The 14619-nt window shown below is 70.3% G+C and carries 16 protein-coding genes and 2 pseudogenes; 11 read left to right on the top strand and 7 right to left on the bottom strand.

What is annotated here, in order from left to right:
- Positions 1 to 70: 70 nt before the first annotated feature.
- Both ACGF12_RS28745 and ACGF12_RS28740 read right to left on the bottom strand, forming a co-directional pair.
- Entirely contained in the window at positions 71 to 502 is a 432-nt protein-coding gene (locus ACGF12_RS28745; protein WP_393036085.1) for a hypothetical protein, read from the bottom strand.
- Positions 503 to 630: 128 nt separating this feature from the next.
- The gene (locus ACGF12_RS28740) at positions 631 to 1140 is read right to left on the bottom strand and encodes an ArsI/CadI family heavy metal resistance metalloenzyme (RefSeq protein WP_393036082.1); all 510 of its coding nucleotides are present in this window, start codon (positions 1138 to 1140) and stop codon (positions 631 to 633) included.
- An 86-nt stretch (positions 1141 to 1226) separates the two neighbouring features.
- Here ACGF12_RS28740 and ACGF12_RS28735 point away from each other — a divergent pair, with 86 nt between their 5' ends.
- Both ACGF12_RS28735 and ACGF12_RS28730 read left to right on the top strand, forming a co-directional pair.
- Positions 1227 to 1604 carry an ArsR/SmtB family transcription factor gene (locus ACGF12_RS28735; protein ID WP_393036079.1) on the top strand — a complete coding sequence of 126 codons (378 nt, stop codon included), beginning with the start codon at positions 1227 to 1229 and terminating at the stop codon, positions 1602 to 1604.
- The gene (locus ACGF12_RS28730; protein ID WP_393036077.1) at positions 1601 to 2416 is read left to right on the top strand and encodes an aquaporin; all 816 of its coding nucleotides are present in this window, start codon (positions 1601 to 1603) and stop codon (positions 2414 to 2416) included. Before ACGF12_RS28735 ends, ACGF12_RS28730 begins: the two co-directional genes overlap by 4 nt.
- A gap of 672 nt (positions 2417 to 3088) precedes the next feature.
- Here ACGF12_RS28730 and ACGF12_RS28725 read toward each other — a convergent pair.
- From ACGF12_RS28725 to ACGF12_RS28705, 5 genes and pseudogenes are all read right to left on the bottom strand, one after another.
- Positions 3089 to 4093, bottom strand: a complete 1005-nt coding sequence (locus tag ACGF12_RS28725) for a tyrosine-type recombinase/integrase (RefSeq protein ID WP_393036074.1) — start codon at positions 4091 to 4093, stop codon at positions 3089 to 3091.
- A gap of 31 nt (positions 4094 to 4124) precedes the next feature.
- A pseudogene (locus tag ACGF12_RS28720) lies at positions 4125 to 5006 on the bottom strand (IS481 family transposase); the annotation flags it as partial.
- 103 nt (positions 5007 to 5109) lie between these two features.
- Positions 5110 to 5262: pseudogene (locus ACGF12_RS28715) on the bottom strand (IS256 family transposase); the annotation flags it as partial.
- A 71-nt stretch (positions 5263 to 5333) separates the two neighbouring features.
- Complete coding sequence (locus ACGF12_RS28710) at positions 5334 to 5510, bottom strand: hypothetical protein (protein WP_393036089.1); 177 nt, start codon at positions 5508 to 5510, stop codon at positions 5334 to 5336.
- 395 nt (positions 5511 to 5905) lie between these two features.
- Positions 5906 to 6451: a TetR/AcrR family transcriptional regulator gene (locus ACGF12_RS28705; RefSeq protein WP_393036070.1), complete on the bottom strand. Its 546-nt coding sequence runs from the start codon at positions 6449 to 6451 to the stop codon at positions 5906 to 5908.
- Between the two features lie 262 nt (positions 6452 to 6713).
- Between ACGF12_RS28705 and ACGF12_RS28700 the strand changes: the two genes are divergently transcribed.
- From ACGF12_RS28700 to ACGF12_RS28660, 9 genes are all read left to right on the top strand, one after another.
- Positions 6714 to 8354, top strand: coding sequence for a succinic semialdehyde dehydrogenase (locus tag ACGF12_RS28700; protein WP_393036067.1), 1641 nt, complete (start codon positions 6714 to 6716; stop codon positions 8352 to 8354).
- 64 nt (positions 8355 to 8418) lie between these two features.
- Entirely contained in the window at positions 8419 to 9321 is a 903-nt protein-coding gene (locus ACGF12_RS28695) for a diiron oxygenase (RefSeq protein WP_393036064.1), read from the top strand.
- Positions 9305 to 9562: a phosphopantetheine-binding protein gene (locus ACGF12_RS28690; RefSeq protein ID WP_393036061.1), complete on the top strand. Its 258-nt coding sequence runs from the start codon at positions 9305 to 9307 to the stop codon at positions 9560 to 9562. The genes ACGF12_RS28695 and ACGF12_RS28690 overlap by 17 nt, the downstream gene beginning before the upstream one ends.
- A complete protein-coding gene (locus ACGF12_RS28685; RefSeq protein WP_393036059.1) occupies positions 9559 to 10431 on the top strand; it encodes a hypothetical protein in 873 nt (290 codons plus the stop codon). The genes ACGF12_RS28690 and ACGF12_RS28685 overlap by 4 nt, the downstream gene beginning before the upstream one ends.
- Positions 10428 to 11393, top strand: a complete 966-nt coding sequence (locus tag ACGF12_RS28680; RefSeq protein WP_393036056.1) for an NAD(P)H-dependent flavin oxidoreductase — start codon at positions 10428 to 10430, stop codon at positions 11391 to 11393. The genes ACGF12_RS28685 and ACGF12_RS28680 overlap by 4 nt, the downstream gene beginning before the upstream one ends.
- Positions 11390 to 12457, top strand: coding sequence for an SDR family oxidoreductase (locus ACGF12_RS28675; protein WP_393036053.1), 1068 nt, complete (start codon positions 11390 to 11392; stop codon positions 12455 to 12457). The genes ACGF12_RS28680 and ACGF12_RS28675 overlap by 4 nt, the downstream gene beginning before the upstream one ends.
- Positions 12454 to 12942, top strand: a complete 489-nt coding sequence (locus ACGF12_RS28670; RefSeq protein WP_393036051.1) for a type II toxin-antitoxin system RatA family toxin — start codon at positions 12454 to 12456, stop codon at positions 12940 to 12942. Before ACGF12_RS28675 ends, ACGF12_RS28670 begins: the two co-directional genes overlap by 4 nt.
- Positions 12939 to 13883: a hypothetical protein gene (locus tag ACGF12_RS28665; protein WP_393036049.1), complete on the top strand. Its 945-nt coding sequence runs from the start codon at positions 12939 to 12941 to the stop codon at positions 13881 to 13883. The genes ACGF12_RS28670 and ACGF12_RS28665 overlap by 4 nt, the downstream gene beginning before the upstream one ends.
- Entirely contained in the window at positions 13880 to 14611 is a 732-nt protein-coding gene (locus tag ACGF12_RS28660) for a 4'-phosphopantetheinyl transferase (RefSeq protein ID WP_393036046.1), read from the top strand. Before ACGF12_RS28665 ends, ACGF12_RS28660 begins: the two co-directional genes overlap by 4 nt.
- Positions 14612 to 14619: the final 8 nt, after the last annotated feature.

Here is a 14619-nt window from a genome sequence, read left to right as displayed (position 1 = left end):
CGACTTTCTTCGCCGATCGTTGATCTACAGGTGTCCCGTTGCCTCGTTCAAGCCCCCTTGACCTGCGCACTCACGCCATAACGCAGCGGCGTTGGAGACTTTGCCCATCGTGGATCACGGCGTCGAACAGGGCCGTGTCCACCGAGGTCCAGTTCGCGGCCTTCACCGCGGCCTTGCGCTTGTTGGCATCGTGGGCCGCCCCGCGGCGCAGGATGTCGGCCACGATGCCGCCCTGCTCCGCGAGCCACTTCAAGGCGACCACATGCTCCAGGACCGAACGGCGGGTCGGTGCGGCCTCGACCTGCAGGCCCGCTGCTTCGAGCGCCAGGACCGCCAGGACACCCCGATGGCAGCGCATGTACCAGCCGTGGGCGAGGTGTCCGACTTCGGCGTGCGACTGGCGTATCCGCCGCTGCGATGCGTCAGCGATGGCGTGAGGGTAGAGCACGAGCAGGCGCGGAAGCAGAGCCCGGTACTCCTGCTCGACCGAAGTGTTCGACATGGCCCGACCCTAGCCCCTCACCCCCCGCCGCCGAGGTCCCGTCGGTGGCTGGACCGCTGGGATCGCCACCGACTTGGGCCGGACGGCCCGAACAGTGCGGACGCGGTCCGGGCTGGACCCTGCTGGCGTCAGCTGCCGCACGCGCAACCTGCGGTGGCCTTCGCCTCGGCCGGGTTCCAGGCGGGGTCGAGGGCCTGCTCGTCGGGAGTGCAGCACGCGGAAGTCCCGCAGCAGGCGTCCGGAGCGCCCGCGGCGCTCTTGTCGAGAGCGCCGGCGTCGGCCTTGACGACGTAGACCTCCCAGGGCTCCTTGCCGGGGCCGTGGACCCAGACCTTGTCCTGGAGCGCGTAGCAGCAGGAGGTGTTGTTCTCCTCGAAGGTGGTCAGGCCTGCGTGCTGCAGCCAGGTGGTGGCGGCGGTGACCTGCTCGGTGCTCTCGACCTCGACGCCGAGGTGGTCCAGGCGGGTGTCCTCGCCGGCTTCGCCCTCGATGAGGACGAGCTTGAGCGGGGGCTCGGTGATGGCGAAGTTCGCGTAGCCGGGGCGGCGCTTGGCGGGCTCGGTGCCGAAGAGCTTGGAGTAGAAGGCGATGGAGCCTTCGAGGTCGGCGACGCGCAGGGCGAGCTGGACGCGGGACATGGCGGTCTCCCGATTCGAGGTCTTGTTTCGAAGACTGTCGATACAGCGAGCTTGCTCCATGAATAGATGACTGTCAACATAGACGCATGTCGAATCTGGAACTGCCGGTGCTCGGCCAGGGCGACGCGGCGGCGTGCTGCTCGCCGATGGTCCGCGAGCCGCTGGGCGAGGACGCCGCCGTCGACCTGGCGAAGATGTTCAAGGCCCTCTCCGACCCGGTCCGCCTGCGGCTGCTGTCGCTGATCGCATCGCACGAGGGCGGCGAGGCCTGCGTCTGCGACCTGACCGGCCCGTTCGACGTGTCCCAGCCGACGATCTCCCACCACCTCAAGGTCCTGCGCGAGGCCGGGCTGGTCGGCTCCGAGCGGCGCGGGACCTGGGTCTACTACTGGGTGCTGCCCGCCGCTCTGGCTAAGCTCTCCTCCCTGCTCCAGGCCCCGGTCGCCGCCGGAGGGGCCGGATGAGCGGGACGGCCCCGCTCGGCCGCCGGGCGGCCGTCGAGTTCGTCGGGACGGGCGCGCTGGTGGCCGTCGTGGTCGGCTCCGGCGTCCAGGCCACCGGGCTGTCCCAGGACGTCGGCGTGCGGCTGCTGGCCAACTCGCTGGCGACCGTGTTCGGCCTCGGTGTGCTGATCCTGCTGCTCGGCCCGGTCTCCGGCGCCCACTTCAACCCGGTCGTGACCCTGGCCGCCTGGTGGACCGGCCGCCGCGGCGGCGAGGGCCCTGGACTGCGGGAGGTCGCGGCCTACGTCCCGGCCCAGGTCGCCGGGGCGATCGGCGGGGCTGTGCTGGCGGACGCGATGTTCGCCGAGCCGCTCGCACGCTGGTCGACGCACGACCGCTGGGCACCGCACCTGTGGCTGGGCGAGGTCGTCGCCACCGCCGGCCTGGTCCTGTTGATCTTCGGCCTGGCCCGCGCCGGCCGGGCGCACTTCGCCCCGGCCGCAGTCGCCTCCTACATCGGCGCCGCCTACTGGTTCACCTCCTCCACCAGCTTCGCCAACCCCGCCGTCACGATCGGCCGGGCGTTCACGGACACCTTCGCCGGCATCGCGCCCGGCTCGGTGCTGCCGTTCGTCGCCGCCCAGCTCGTCGGCCTGGTGGTCGGCATCTCCCTGGTCACCGTGCTGTTCGGCCGCCCCGCCGAGGCCGACGCCGAGGACTCAGAGCGTGCGGGGCGGGGCGTGGAGCACGGCGAGATCGACTGGTCGGGACATGCGCTGGCGACACGCCGCGAGAGAGATCACGGTGCGCGTTCGGAGGGTAGGCGAGCTTGATCGCGCGGCAGCGGCCTTCACGACTTCGTTGCCCGAAGGGGAGGCCGCGGACCGGGGGAAGGCGGTCTGCCTGCCAGCCGCGGGTTGTTGGGCTCGTACAACCCGGAGCACGTGCGGTGCGGCGGCGTCGAGCCTCGGAGCGGTCCTCGAAATGGGCGACAACGAGCGCCGTGAATTTCCGTGAGCCCGCAGGGAATGAGAGATGCCGGGATTTATGACGCCTATTCTCTGGCTGGCCTTCGGTCAGGTCGGATTGATTCCGCTCGGCGGTGACGGACTCCCTGTCCGGTGACTTTCTGGGCGATCCGGGGGAATCGCTGGATCCACGGTCGGAGTCGCGCTACCCTGGAGACATGAGCGCCACTCGGACCCTCCGTCAAGCCCCTGACTTGGGGACCAGCTGGGGACCACACGTCATGCGCACTGCCGCACGAGGTGCGCGTAACATGCTCATCTGCACACGCACGACGTGTGCGCGAGCGCATTTCAGGCAGGAAAAGGGAAACCTCTCCTGACTGGGGGTCAAGGGGTCGCAGGTTCAAATCCTGTCGTCCCGACTGGAGTTCGCTCCATTGTCGCAGGTCAGGGCCTTGTTTCACGAGAGTGGAGCGGGGCCCTTGATCGTTTTCAGGGCCTGCCTCTCACAACTTCTCACATCGGTGATGATCATGGTCAGCCGAGCAGCTCGCCGAGCTTCTCCGAGCCTGCCTTGAGGCTCTGCGGGTCGGGGTGCACGTAGACCCGCTTCGTGAAGCTGAGGTCCGAGTGACCGGCCCAGGCGGAGACCACGGTGTCCGGGACACCGTTGTTGGCCATCCAGGAGAGCGTGGCGTGGCGGGCGTCGTAGAAGCGAACCTTTCGAACGCCGGCGGTCTCCATGAGCTTGTACGCCTCGCGTCGGAGCTTGTCCGTCTTGAGTGGGTTTCCCAGCTCGTCCACGAGAACATATCCGGTGTCGTTGTAGGCGGATCCGGCCGCGATTTTCTCTGCCGCCTGGATCGCCTTGAAATTCTTCAGGGCCTTGAGGGCGGGTGCCGGCAGGGGAAGGGTGCGCTTTCCGGCTTCGGTTTTGGTGTCCTTCTCGACGACCTTGTTGCGCGATCCCTTCTCCAGCGTGCGGTCGTAGACGATGGTGCGAGTGTTCTGGACGGCGATCGTGCCGCTTGAGTTGAGGTCGACATCCTCGTCCCAGCGCGCGCCGCAGACTTCGGCGGGGCGCTCGGCGATGAGCGCCAGCATCATCGCGGCGTAGAGGCGGTGACCCTTGATGGCACCGAGGAACGTCTTGACCTCGGCCTCGTGCCACGGGATGTTGTTGAGCTTGTTCGCCTCCGCCTTCTTCTTGGCTTCGCGTGAGACCGTGACGTGCTGGGCGACGTTGCGCACCACCAGGCCGCGACGTACGGCGAGGTTCAGTGCGGCGCGCAGGCGGCCCAGCGCCAGCCGCACGCTCCTGACCCCGAGTCCGGTGCCGGGCCGCCCGCCGCGACGACGACCGCTCGTCAGCATCCAGTCCACGAGGGCCTCGATGTCCTCCTTGGTGAGACTCTGGAGCTCCTTGTGGCCGCTGTGGGCGCGCACCGGGACCATCGCGCTCTCGTGGTTGGATGCGGTCCCTTCCTCGACGTCGCGCGTCGCGCTCTTGAGCCAGATGTCCAGCAGGTCGTTCAGCGTCATCTTGCTCGGGGCCACGAACGCGCCGGTGCCGAGCCATGTCCAGTGCCTGGTGGGGTCGTTGATGGTTGTAGGCGTGAACCCAGGAGTCGATGGCCTCTTGGGCGGCGGCCAGAGACTCGAACGGTGCTACGTGATCAAGGAGTTCGGCGCGCAGGGTCTTGTGGAAGCGTTCGATCTTGCCGGTCGTTGTGGGCGAGCGTGGCTTGGTGTGCTTCTGCGTGATGCCGTTCTCGCGGCAGACCCGTTCGAAGAGCACCTCGACCGGTTGGGGTCGGTTGTGGCGGCCGGTGAACTGTTTGCCGTTGTCGGTCAGCACCTCGAAGGGCACTCCGTAGCGGCGCATTGCCGCCGTGAACGCCGCGCAGACCGCACGTCCGCTCGGCACCGCCACCACCGCGGCGATCACGATGAACCGTGAGTGGTCATCGATGCCGGTCACCATCTTGCACTCGCGACCGTCGGCCAGCGGCACCCCGCCGACCAGGTCGAGCTGCCACAGGTGCATCGGAGCCTCGCGCTGCCAGCGCTTGTAGACGCGCGCATGCCGTTGCTCCTGCGGCTGGGTCAGCCCGTTGCGGTCCAGAACCCGGTGCACGGTCGCTCGGGACGGCGCCGGATCCAGGCCGCGCAGGCTCAGCTCGTGGCTGATCCGCCGGGCGCCCCAGCGCGGGTGCTGCCGCCGGACATCGCAGATCAGCGCTTCTACCTCGGCCGGCAACCGGGTCGGGCTGGTCCTGGGCCGGCGCGACCGGTCGGCAAGCCCGGGCAGGCCCGCTTCTTCGAACCTCTTCCGCCACGTGTGGAGCGATTGCCGGGACGTGCCGTAGCGCGCAGCTACCTCCCCGATCGGCGAGCCGCCGAGTACCTCCCGCACCGCCCGATACCGGTACACCACCGTCGCCTGCTGATACATCCCCGCCCCAACGTCACCGATCCGAGCCAGGCGTAGAAGATCACCGATCACACGGACGGTCAACCATGTCCTGAGAACGAATGGTCAACGATGTCCTGAGACCTCACACCGAGACGAGGACACCGTTCTCGGACCTGGTGCCGGAGCGGACCAGGGCCACGAGGTGGGCGCCGGTGATCGCACGCCAGCGGGCCTGAGCGGACTCGACCAGCTTGAACACCATCACCAGCGCTGCGGCCGAGCTGCCAGCCCCGCGGTGACCCGATCTGCTATCCGGTCGCGGGAGGTGGGGAAGAGAACCGGCACGGTGCGGCCGGAGCGGCGCAGCTACCGGACGTGGTCGAGGGAGTCGCCGGAGGGCAGCACCCGGTCGAAGGCCGCGCAGTCGTGGTCCCGCAGGTCGGGCAGGTGGTAGTAGCCGAACACGGGGATCAAGTCCCGCTCGAGGCAGTCCGCATAGCCGGCGAATGTGTTCGGTGCGAGCCACTCCTTCGCGGCGGCCATCCACTCCCGCAGGAGCTTGCCGCCTGGTGCGGCGGTCCTCGTACACCCCGCGCAGCTCATCCTCCAGCACCGCCGAGCTCTCCCGGTCCGCCTCGGCCCGGCTGGCAAGGCCGCCTCGCCGCCGACCCGCCTTCCAGAATTACTGACTCATTGACAACGGACCAGGACGATCCGGTGCCGTGCCCGGCGTGCGGGCAGCCCGCCGGGTTCCCACCCTGGCGGGCCGGCGGCCTTCTGAGTCGGAGGGACAGGCCACGGTTCGTGGTTTACCCCAAGCTCCTACCGGCACTTTCGGGTGATCGCCAGTGGGAACAGCGGGAACGGGCTGGCATCATGAAGAGCATTGATCGGCCGCCCACACGGGGAAGTGGAGCGAGGGGTGCCCGCGAGGCCGGTCAGGGTCCCGTGCGGGGAAGGCGGGGAGGGGAGGAGATGGTCGCGTCCACGAGCCGGGACAGGACACTGTCGTCGAACGAGTCCTCGAAGTAGACGCTTCGGAACATCATCGCGCCCGCCCACATCTCCAGGACCAAGGAGATGTCCGTGTCCGGCGGCAGGTCTCCTCGTGAGATCGCCCGTTCCAGCACCGCGCGCGAGCGTGCCTTGCGGGGTTCGATGATCTCCTCGCGCAGCCGTCGGCGGAGCTCGGGGTTGCGGACCGTGTCGGCTACCAGCGCCGGCAGCATGGCCTGGACCTCCGGCGAGCCGAAAAAGCCCGCCAGCGCCTGTTTGGCCACGGAGAGCATCTCCTCGCGTGAGTTCCCGGTCTCCGCGGTCGGCACGTCCGGTAGGCGGCCGCGGACCGCGTCCAGTACAAGAGCGGCCTTGTTGGGCCAGGACCGGTAGACGGTCGCTTTGCCGACCTGCGCCTCGGCGGCCACCTGTTCGATGGTCATGCTTGCGTAGCCGCGCTCCTCGAGGAGCTTGAGGGTCGATTCCATGATGCGCCGTCTGGCCTGGAGGTCCCGGCGCTGTAGGCCAGGTCCCCTGTTGCTCTCGACGCTGTCCAGGGTGCGTTTTTGTCCCACGTCTTCCGCCTCCCAGCATGACCGCTCATCCCACCGGTGCCCGCCCGTCTGGAACGAATCGGATCGTCTCCAGCGGAGAAGCCTAGAGGAACGGGGGTGAACGGGGCGCGCCGGTGGGGGGTGAGGGTGGTCGTCGCTGGTCGGGACTTGTTATGCGGGCAGGCCCGCGGCTAAAGTGCAACGCAACGTTGCGTTGCGAAGTGGGGAATCGCCGGGCGCCTCCGGCGCCGATTTCGGCCGAGAACATTTGGGGGTACGCGTGTCCGACGTCAGAGTGCACCCGACCGAGCCTTTCCGGTTCCGGGAGATCTCCCGCCGAGTGGTCTCGAGCGGAGCCGAGCAGGAGATCGACACCCCCTTCACGGGAGAGCCACTGGCATCGGTCCCGATCTCCGGCAAGGCCGATGTCGCCCGCGCCTACGAGGCGGCCCGAGCCGCTCAGCTGACCTGGGCGCAAACCCGGCCCGAGCAGCGGGCCAAGCCGTTCCTGAAGTTCGTCGACCTGCTGATGGAACGCCGCTCGGAACTGCTGGACATCATCCAGCTGGAGACCGGGAAGGCGCGGCGCCACGCCTACGAGGAGCTGCTCGACGTCGCGCTCTGCGCCCTGTACTACGCCCGGCGGGCTCCGCGGTGGCTGCGCCCCGTGCGCCGGCAGGGGGTGGTGCCGGTGGCCACCCGGGTGCGCGAGGCTCGTCGGCCCAAGGGTGTGGTCGGCATGATCACCCCCTGGAACTACCCGGTGAGCATGGGGGTCACCGACGTCGTGCCCGCGCTGCTGGCGGGCAACGCGGTGGTGCACAAACCAGACACCCAGACCTCGCTCGGCGTGCTGTGGTGCGTGGATCTGTTGCAGAAGTGCGGGCTGCCTGAGGGGCTTTGGCAGGTGGTGCTCGGCGAACCCGCGGAGATCGGCGATGTGCTGATCGACCAAGCGGACTACGTGGCCTTCACCGGCTCCACCGCGGCGGGACGCGCGATCGCCGCCCGGGTCGCACCGCGGCTGGTCTCCTGCTCCCTGGAGCTGGGCGGCAAGAATGCCATGATCGTCTGTCGGGACGCGGACGTCGAGCGCGCGGTGCGCGGTGCCGTGCGGGCCTGCTTCGCCAACGCGGGCCAACTGTGCATCTCCATCGAGCGGTTGTACGTCCACGAAAGCATCCACGACCGCTTCCTGCGCCGTTTCGCGGAGGCCACCCGGGCCATGCGGCTGGGCATCGAGTTCTCCTTCGACGTGGACATGGGGTCGCTCACCTTCCGGCGCCAGCTCGACCTGGTCACCCGGCACGTCGAGCAGGCCGTGGCACGGGGGGCCACCGTGGTGGTCGGCGGCCGCGCCCGGCCGGACATCGGGCCGCTGTTCTACGAGCCGACCATCCTCACCGGAGTGACGGCCGAGATGGACCTGTGCGCCACCGAGACCTTCGGCCCGGTTGTGAGCGTGCAGCCGTTCACCGAGGAGGCACAGGCCGTCGAGCTCGCGAACGACAGCTCTTACGGGCTCAACGCCTCCGTGTGGACCCGTGACCTCGCCCGCGGCGAGCGGCTGGCCGCCCGGATCAGGGCCGGCTCGGTGAACATCAACGAGGGCTACGCCGCCTCGATGGCCTCCCACGACGTACCGATGGGCGGCATGAAGGACTCCGGCGTGGGCCGCCGCCACGGCCGTGAGGGCCTGTTCAAGTACACCGAGGTCCAGGCCCTGGTCAGCCAGCGCTACCTCGACCTGGCACCACTCGGCGCCATGTCCTACCAGTCGTACGCCGAACTGCTCTCCGCGTCGGTCGTCCTGATGAAGCGACTGCGAATCCGATAGGCGACCGCGCACCGATGAAAGCCCCGGCAGCGGCCGGGGAGACCGAACCGAACAACGGGGAATGATGACGAACGCCGTAGCAGAGGCGTCCTTCCACGAAGTCCTGGAACGCCTGTCCGAGAAGTCCAGCCGGGACTTCTACAACCCCTACACGAAGTTCTCCTGGCCGGAGGCGATGGCCGAGGGCGACTGGTGGATGAACCCGGAGCTGCTGAGCGTCCACGGAACCGGGCTCGTCACGGACGAGACGAGCCTCAAGGCGCTGGCCCGCCGTGAGACGGTGAACTTCTTCAGCCTGCACGTGCACGGGATCCGCGAGCTGATGAGCGAGGTGGCCCGGCGCATCCACACGCCCCGGTTCGCCGAGTACTCGGGCTACCTGCACCACTTCATCGGTGAGGAGAACGCCCACATGTGGTTCTTCGCCGAGTTCTGCAACCGGTACGCCGGGGGCGTCTATCCCGAGCCCGCCAGTCCCCTTGCGACCAAGGAGGCCCACGGCGCCTGGGGCGATCTGCTGGTCTTCGCGCGAATCCTCATCTTCGAGGAGATCTTCGACTACTTCAACGCCCGGCTGGGGCGCGATCCGCTGCTGCCGGAGATCCTCCGCGAGCTGCACGCGGCGCACCACCACGACGAGAGCCGCCACGTGGCGTTCGGCAAGAAGTTCGTCAAGCACCTCTTCGACCTGGCCTGCGCCGAGGACCAGGAGCGGGGACACGACGGGCGAGCGGGGGCCGAGGAGTACATCAAGGCGTACATGACGTACTCGGTGCAGAGCCTGTACAACCCCCGGGCCTACCGCGAGGCAGGGATCGTCGAACCGCTGACGGTGCGGCGCACCGCCTTGCGGCACCCGGTGCGTGAGGAGTTCCACCACCGCGTGATGGCCCGGGTGGACCGCTTCTTCGTGGCCGGTGGCATCTTCACGACTCCGTGGGGGGCGCTCGATGGCGCCGTCCGCTGACAGCCCCATGGCGCGGGTGATCGAGTTCCTGGGCGAGCGCAGCCAGGCGGTGGACCCGGAGGACTGGGACCAGGACCTCATCGACCTGCGCATCCTCGACTCAATGGCGCTCGTGGAGTTCCTCTTCCTGCTGGAGGAGGTCACCGGCGAGCCGGTCGATCCGGAGCGGATCGACGTCGAGAACCTGCGCACCCTCAACCGGATCGACACCGCGTTCCTCAGCCGAAGGGCACTGTCATGACCGCACTGGTCCGCTCGACCCTGCCGGCGGTCGAGGTCCGCGACGGCCTGGCGACGCTCGGCCCGCAGGCCCTGCTGCTGCGTACCGAGCTCGACACCCTCGTGGTCCGCTGGGCGCAGCGCGCGGGGGCTGCGAACGTCGCGTTCCCGCCGCTGCTCACCGCCTCCGATCTCGCGAGGTTCGACTACTTCACCAACTTCCCGCACCTCGGTCTGGTGGTGGCTCCGATCGCGCCCGACCGCGCCTCGCGGTTGCCGCGGCACCCCGCCGCGCCGGACGCGCGGATCGAGGCGGCCGATCTGGGGTCCGCCGTCCACATGCTGCCGTCGGCGGCCTGCTACACCGCGTACGCGAATCTGGCCGGCCGCAGGTTCGAGACGCCCGCCGCCTTCACGCTGGTTGCCCAGTGCTACCGGCGTGAGGACGAGTACGACGGCCTGCGCAGGCTGTGCGGCTTCACCATGCGGGAGGTCGTCCTGATCGGTGGGCCGGAGGAGGCACGACAGCACCTCGCCGACTTCACGTCGCTGATCCACGGTCTCTCCGACCACCTCGGCCTGGACCTGCGCACCGAGATCGCCACGGATCCGTTCTTCGACCCCGACGGTTCGCGTGCCGTCATGCAGCGGCTCTTCCCGGTCAAGAGGGAGTTCCTCAGCGCCGACGGCACCGCGGTGGCCTCGGTCAACTACCACCGCAACTTCTTCGGCGAACGCGCCGACCTGCGGATCGGCGAGGAGGTCGCGCACACCAGCTGCGTCGCCTTCGGCCTGGAGCGCTGGCTGCATGCGCTCGGCCAGCGCTTCGAGGGGGACCTGTCGGCGGCGCTGCGGGCGGTGCGTGCGTACACCGCGGACCAGCCGTCGTGACCCGAACCTTCCGGACCGCTCTCGGGGTGGACCGGCCGGTGGTCTCGGCCGGGATGGGCGGTGTCGCCGGACCGGCCCTGGCCGCGGCCGTCGCCCGTGCCGGCGGGCTCGGCCTGATGGGGCTGTACAAGGCGACCGGCCAGGCACTCGACCACATGCTGACCGAGCTCGTGGACATGACGGATGGCCAGACGGGTGTCAGCCTGGTTCCGGAGGCGGTCCCGCCCGCCGTACTGGCCGCCCAGCTGGACCGGATCCTCGACGGAACGCCGCGCCGGCTGGCGATCACGGCCCTGGGTACGCTTCCCAGCACCGCCTGCACCCGCATCCGCGCCGGCGGGCGGCGGCTCCTGCTCCAGGTGGGCAGCGCCGCACAGGCCGACGCGGCGATCAGGCTGGGTGCGGACGCGGTGCTCGTCCAGGGCGCGCATGCCGGGGGACGGCTGCTGGGCTCCGAGCTCACCACGGACCTCGTCCGCGCGGTCCGGCGGCGCCATCCGGCGGCGGTGATCGTGGCCGCGGGCGGCATCGCCACCGGGGCGGACGCCGCCGAGGCGCTGGCCGCCGGGGCCGACGCGGTGTGCGGCGGCACCGCCTTCATCGCTACCCACGAGTCGGACGCCCACGACCTGTACAAGGATCGGGTGACCGCCGCCACCGCCGAGGACACGGTCGTCACCGACGTGTTCACCCCCGGCCGGCCGCGGCGCCCCCACCGGGTGCTGCGGAACGCGCTGACCAGTGCTCCGCACCACTATCCGAAGACCTTCATCGGCACCACCGCGGTGGCCGGGACCCGGTATCCGGTCTACCGGTTCTCGGCAGCCGCACCGACCAGGAACACCACCGGACGCATCACGGAGATGGCGATGTACGCCGGGCGCTGCTGCTCGCGCGTGAACGCCCGCACCCGCGCCGCCGACGTGGTGGACCGACTCGCCGGACCTCTGGAGTGCACGTGAACCCCCTGAACCACGGCAGCGGCGCGCGCAGGCGGCCCGTCCTGCTCACCGGAGCCTCCGGCGTGGTCGGCACCGCCCTGCGCTCGGTGCTGGCCCCCTGGGAGTACGTCGCCCTGGTGCACCGCCGCCCGCTGCCCGGCTCCGCGACCGTCACCGGCGACATCCGGGCCGAGCGCCTGGGCCTCGACCGGTCGGCCTATGCCGAACTCGTCTCCCGGATCGGCGGGATCGTCCATGCCGCGGCCGACACCCGGCTCAACGGGGCCGCGGCCCAGCTGGACGCCACCAATGTCGCGGGCACCCGGACTCTGCTCCGGCTCGCGACGGACGCCAACGTGCCGCTGTACTACGTGAGTACCGCGTTCGTCCATGCTCTGACACGTCCGGAGAACGCCGGCCGCGTGCTTCCGTACGCCGAGTCCAAGGCCGCCGCCGAGGAGAGCATCAGGGTCTGGGGCGGCGACCACGTCGTGCTGCGGCCCTCGATCGTCGTCGGCGACTCGGGGACCGGTGTGATCAGCGAGTTCCAGGGGCTGCACCGGATCTGCGGCGCGATCCTGAGCGACCTGTTCCCGGCCTTCCCCTCCGACGAGTCGGGACTCGTCGACTTCGTGCCGCAGGACCTGGTGGCCCGGGTCATCGCCGCGGCGGTGCGCGGCGAACTGCCGCCCGGTACCTGCGAGGCGTGGATCACCGCCGGCCACCGAGCCATGCCGTTGGAGCAGTTGATCGCCGAGCTGGTGGCCCTGGCGGCCGAGGCCGGAAGGCCGATCGCCGCCCCGCGGATCGTCTCCGCCGACCTGTACGAGCGGCTGGTCAAGCCGGTCTTCCTGGGCGCCCTGCCCGAGGAACTCCGACGCAAGGTCACCGCACTGTTCGAGCACGTGGCCCCGTACATCGCGGTGCGCTCGCCGTTCCCCGAGAGCCCCGCCGTGATCACCGCGGCCGGTGGCGCGGACGCGGATCCGGGCGAGGTGCTGCGACGCACCATGCGCCACTGGATGAGCACCACCGGCCACCTCGGCGGCACGGCCCGCCTGACCACCCAAGGAGCGACATCATGAGGCAGTTCTCCCTGCAGGCCGACGTCCGGGGCCTGACGCCCGATGAGGTCTACCGGCGCGTGTGCGACTTCGAGAGCTTCGCCGCCCTGGCCCCTGAGGTGATCAGGCGGACATCCGTGGCCCTGGAGGATGACGGGGCCCGCACCTCCCACTGGGAGGTCTCCTTCTACGAGGGCATTCTGCGCTGGACCGAGCGCGACGTGTGCGATCCGGTGGACCGCGCGATCACCTTCACGCAGACCAGCGGAGACCTGGCCGACTTCTTCGGTTCGTGGCGGGTAGCCCCCGACGGTGATGGCGCCGTCGTGCGGTTCCACTGCGACTTCGACCTGGGGATGCCGGTCATCGCGGACATCATCGAGCCCATCGCCCTCGCCGCGTTCGACAGCACGATGACCCAGCTCGTCCGGGGCTTGTTCGGTGCCGGCACTCCGGTGGAGACCAGCGTCGCGGCTCCCTCGCGGCCCGAGGCGGTGGCCCGGTGACCGACGCGCACCCGGACCTCACCTGCCTGCACTCCGCCTACCTGCACTCCGCCGCCTGGGCCTTCGGCCGCAAGCGGACCTGGACGGCATCGAGCCCGGAGGCCGCCGAACGGCTCGCGCACGAGCGGCTCGAGGGCTACTACGAGGCTGACGTGCCGCCCTGGCAGCTCGCCGCGGACAGCGCCGCCGAGACGCTCAAGCGGGCCGGGGTCGAGCCGACCGACCTCGACCTGGTCATCTACGCCTCGGAGTCCACCGACAGCCGGGTCGACCTGAGCCGCGATCCCGACCGGTTCGCGATGGCGGCAGGTGCCGAGACGGTTCCGCTGCTGGGCGCGACCGCGAACGTGTGTGCCAACTTCGGCGCCGCCCTGCGGATCGCCCGCAACGCCATCCAGGTCGGCGACGCCCGACGGGTGCTGTTGGTGACCACGGACGTCTGGGACGACCGCTCGCGCCTGGTGGACGCCGGGACCTGCCTGATGAGCGACGCGGCCGCCTCCGTCCTGGTCACCGCGGACCGCCCCGATGAGGGCTGGCTGGTGGGCGACATCCACTCGGCCACGGACCACGCCATGCACGACGTGGACCCGGCAGTGGACACCATCGCGATGGTCCGCCGCACCGCGGGGGGCATGCGCCGAGCCGCCGAGGGATTCTTCGCCTCCCACCGCCTCCGCCGTGAGGACTACCCCCGCATCGTGGTGGGCAACGTGGGCCTGACGGTGCTGCGCGTGCTGGCCGCCGCAGGCGGGCTCGACCTCGGGCGGATGGTCACCCAGACAGCGCAGAACGGGCACTGTTTTGCCGCGGACGTGATCGTCAACCTGGCCGAGATCGAACCTGAAGCCCGCCACGGCGACCGCGTGCTCGCGCTGTCCACCGGGCACAACTACTGGACCTGCGTGGGGCTGCAACGCGTAGCCGAGCAGACCCGATGACCTCCGGGCCCGTCGACGGCGCCTACCTGGCAGCCGGCCTGCGCCGGCTGCTGCCCCAGGGGGTGGCGGTCGTGGCCAGTGCGGGCGAGATCGACGACGGCCCGCTGTTCGCCGTGGAGGCATCCGCCGTGCGGGAGGCCTGCGCCGCTCGCCGGGCCGAGTTCGCCACCGGCCGCGCGTTGGCGCGGCGCGCGATGGGGGACCTCGGCCACCCACCGGCGCCGGTGCCCGTGGGCCGCGGGCGCGAGCCCGTCTGGCCCGTCGGACTGGCGGGCAGCATCAGCCACAGCGCCGGCTGGTTCGTGGCCGCGGTGGCGGAGCGGCGAGGGTGCTGGGCGCTCGGCATCGACGTGGAGTCCTGCGCCCGGCTCTCCGCCGACGCGCTCGCCGCCCTGCGGCGGTTCGTGCTCTCGGCCGAGGAGCGGCGGTCGATCGGCACCGACCGCTGGGCGGCGCTGGAGATCTTCAGCGCCAAGGAGGCCGCCTTCAAGGCGCTGTCACCGTACGCGGAACACTCCTTCTCGCTCGGTGCGTTCCGGGCGGTCGCGCGCACACCGGGACAGCTGGCGCTGCGGCTGACCCGGCCGCTCGGGGGGCGGCTGCCTGCCGGGACCGCCGTGCCGGTGCGGCTGCACCGAGGGTGCGGGATCGTGCTGGCCGCGGCCTTCCTGAGCCGGCCGCCGCGGACCGGAGATCGACCGGAGGGACGCGACGATGCGTGGCACTAGACTGCCCG

Source organism: Kitasatospora sp. NPDC048296, assembly GCF_043201815.1.
In the GTDB taxonomy this organism is placed as follows: Bacteria; Actinomycetota; Actinomycetes; order Streptomycetales; family Streptomycetaceae; genus Kitasatospora.
Note: the sequence above shows the minus strand (reverse complement) of the source record. Positions and strands in the feature narration are given on the sequence as shown.

Bases quoted from the DNA above. Each gene is read 5' to 3' on its own strand.
- ACGF12_RS28745 (WP_393036085.1), bottom strand. From the start codon at position 502: ATGTCGAACACTTCGGTCGAGCAGGAGTACCGGGCTCTGCTTCCGCGC.
- ACGF12_RS28740 (WP_393036082.1), bottom strand. From the start codon at position 1,140: ATGTCCCGCGTCCAGCTCGCCCTGCGCGTCGCCGACCTCGAAGGCTCC.
- ACGF12_RS28735 (WP_393036079.1), top strand. From the start codon at position 1,227: ATGTCGAATCTGGAACTGCCGGTGCTCGGCCAGGGCGACGCGGCGGCG.
- ACGF12_RS28730 (WP_393036077.1), top strand. From the start codon at position 1,601: ATGAGCGGGACGGCCCCGCTCGGCCGCCGGGCGGCCGTCGAGTTCGTC.
- ACGF12_RS28725 (WP_393036074.1), bottom strand. From the start codon at position 4,093: ATGACGCTGAACGACCTGCTGGACATCTGGCTCAAGAGCGCGACGCGC.
- ACGF12_RS28710 (WP_393036089.1), bottom strand. From the start codon at position 5,510: ATGGCCGCCGCGAAGGAGTGGCTCGCACCGAACACATTCGCCGGCTAT.
- ACGF12_RS28705 (WP_393036070.1), bottom strand. From the start codon at position 6,451: ATGGAATCGACCCTCAAGCTCCTCGAGGAGCGCGGCTACGCAAGCATG.
- ACGF12_RS28695 (WP_393036064.1), top strand. From the start codon at position 8,419: ATGACGAACGCCGTAGCAGAGGCGTCCTTCCACGAAGTCCTGGAACGC.
- ACGF12_RS28690 (WP_393036061.1), top strand. From the start codon at position 9,305: ATGGCGCCGTCCGCTGACAGCCCCATGGCGCGGGTGATCGAGTTCCTG.
- ACGF12_RS28685 (WP_393036059.1), top strand. From the start codon at position 9,559: ATGACCGCACTGGTCCGCTCGACCCTGCCGGCGGTCGAGGTCCGCGAC.
- ACGF12_RS28670 (WP_393036051.1), top strand. From the start codon at position 12,454: ATGAGGCAGTTCTCCCTGCAGGCCGACGTCCGGGGCCTGACGCCCGAT.
- ACGF12_RS28660 (WP_393036046.1), top strand. From the start codon at position 13,880: ATGACCTCCGGGCCCGTCGACGGCGCCTACCTGGCAGCCGGCCTGCGC.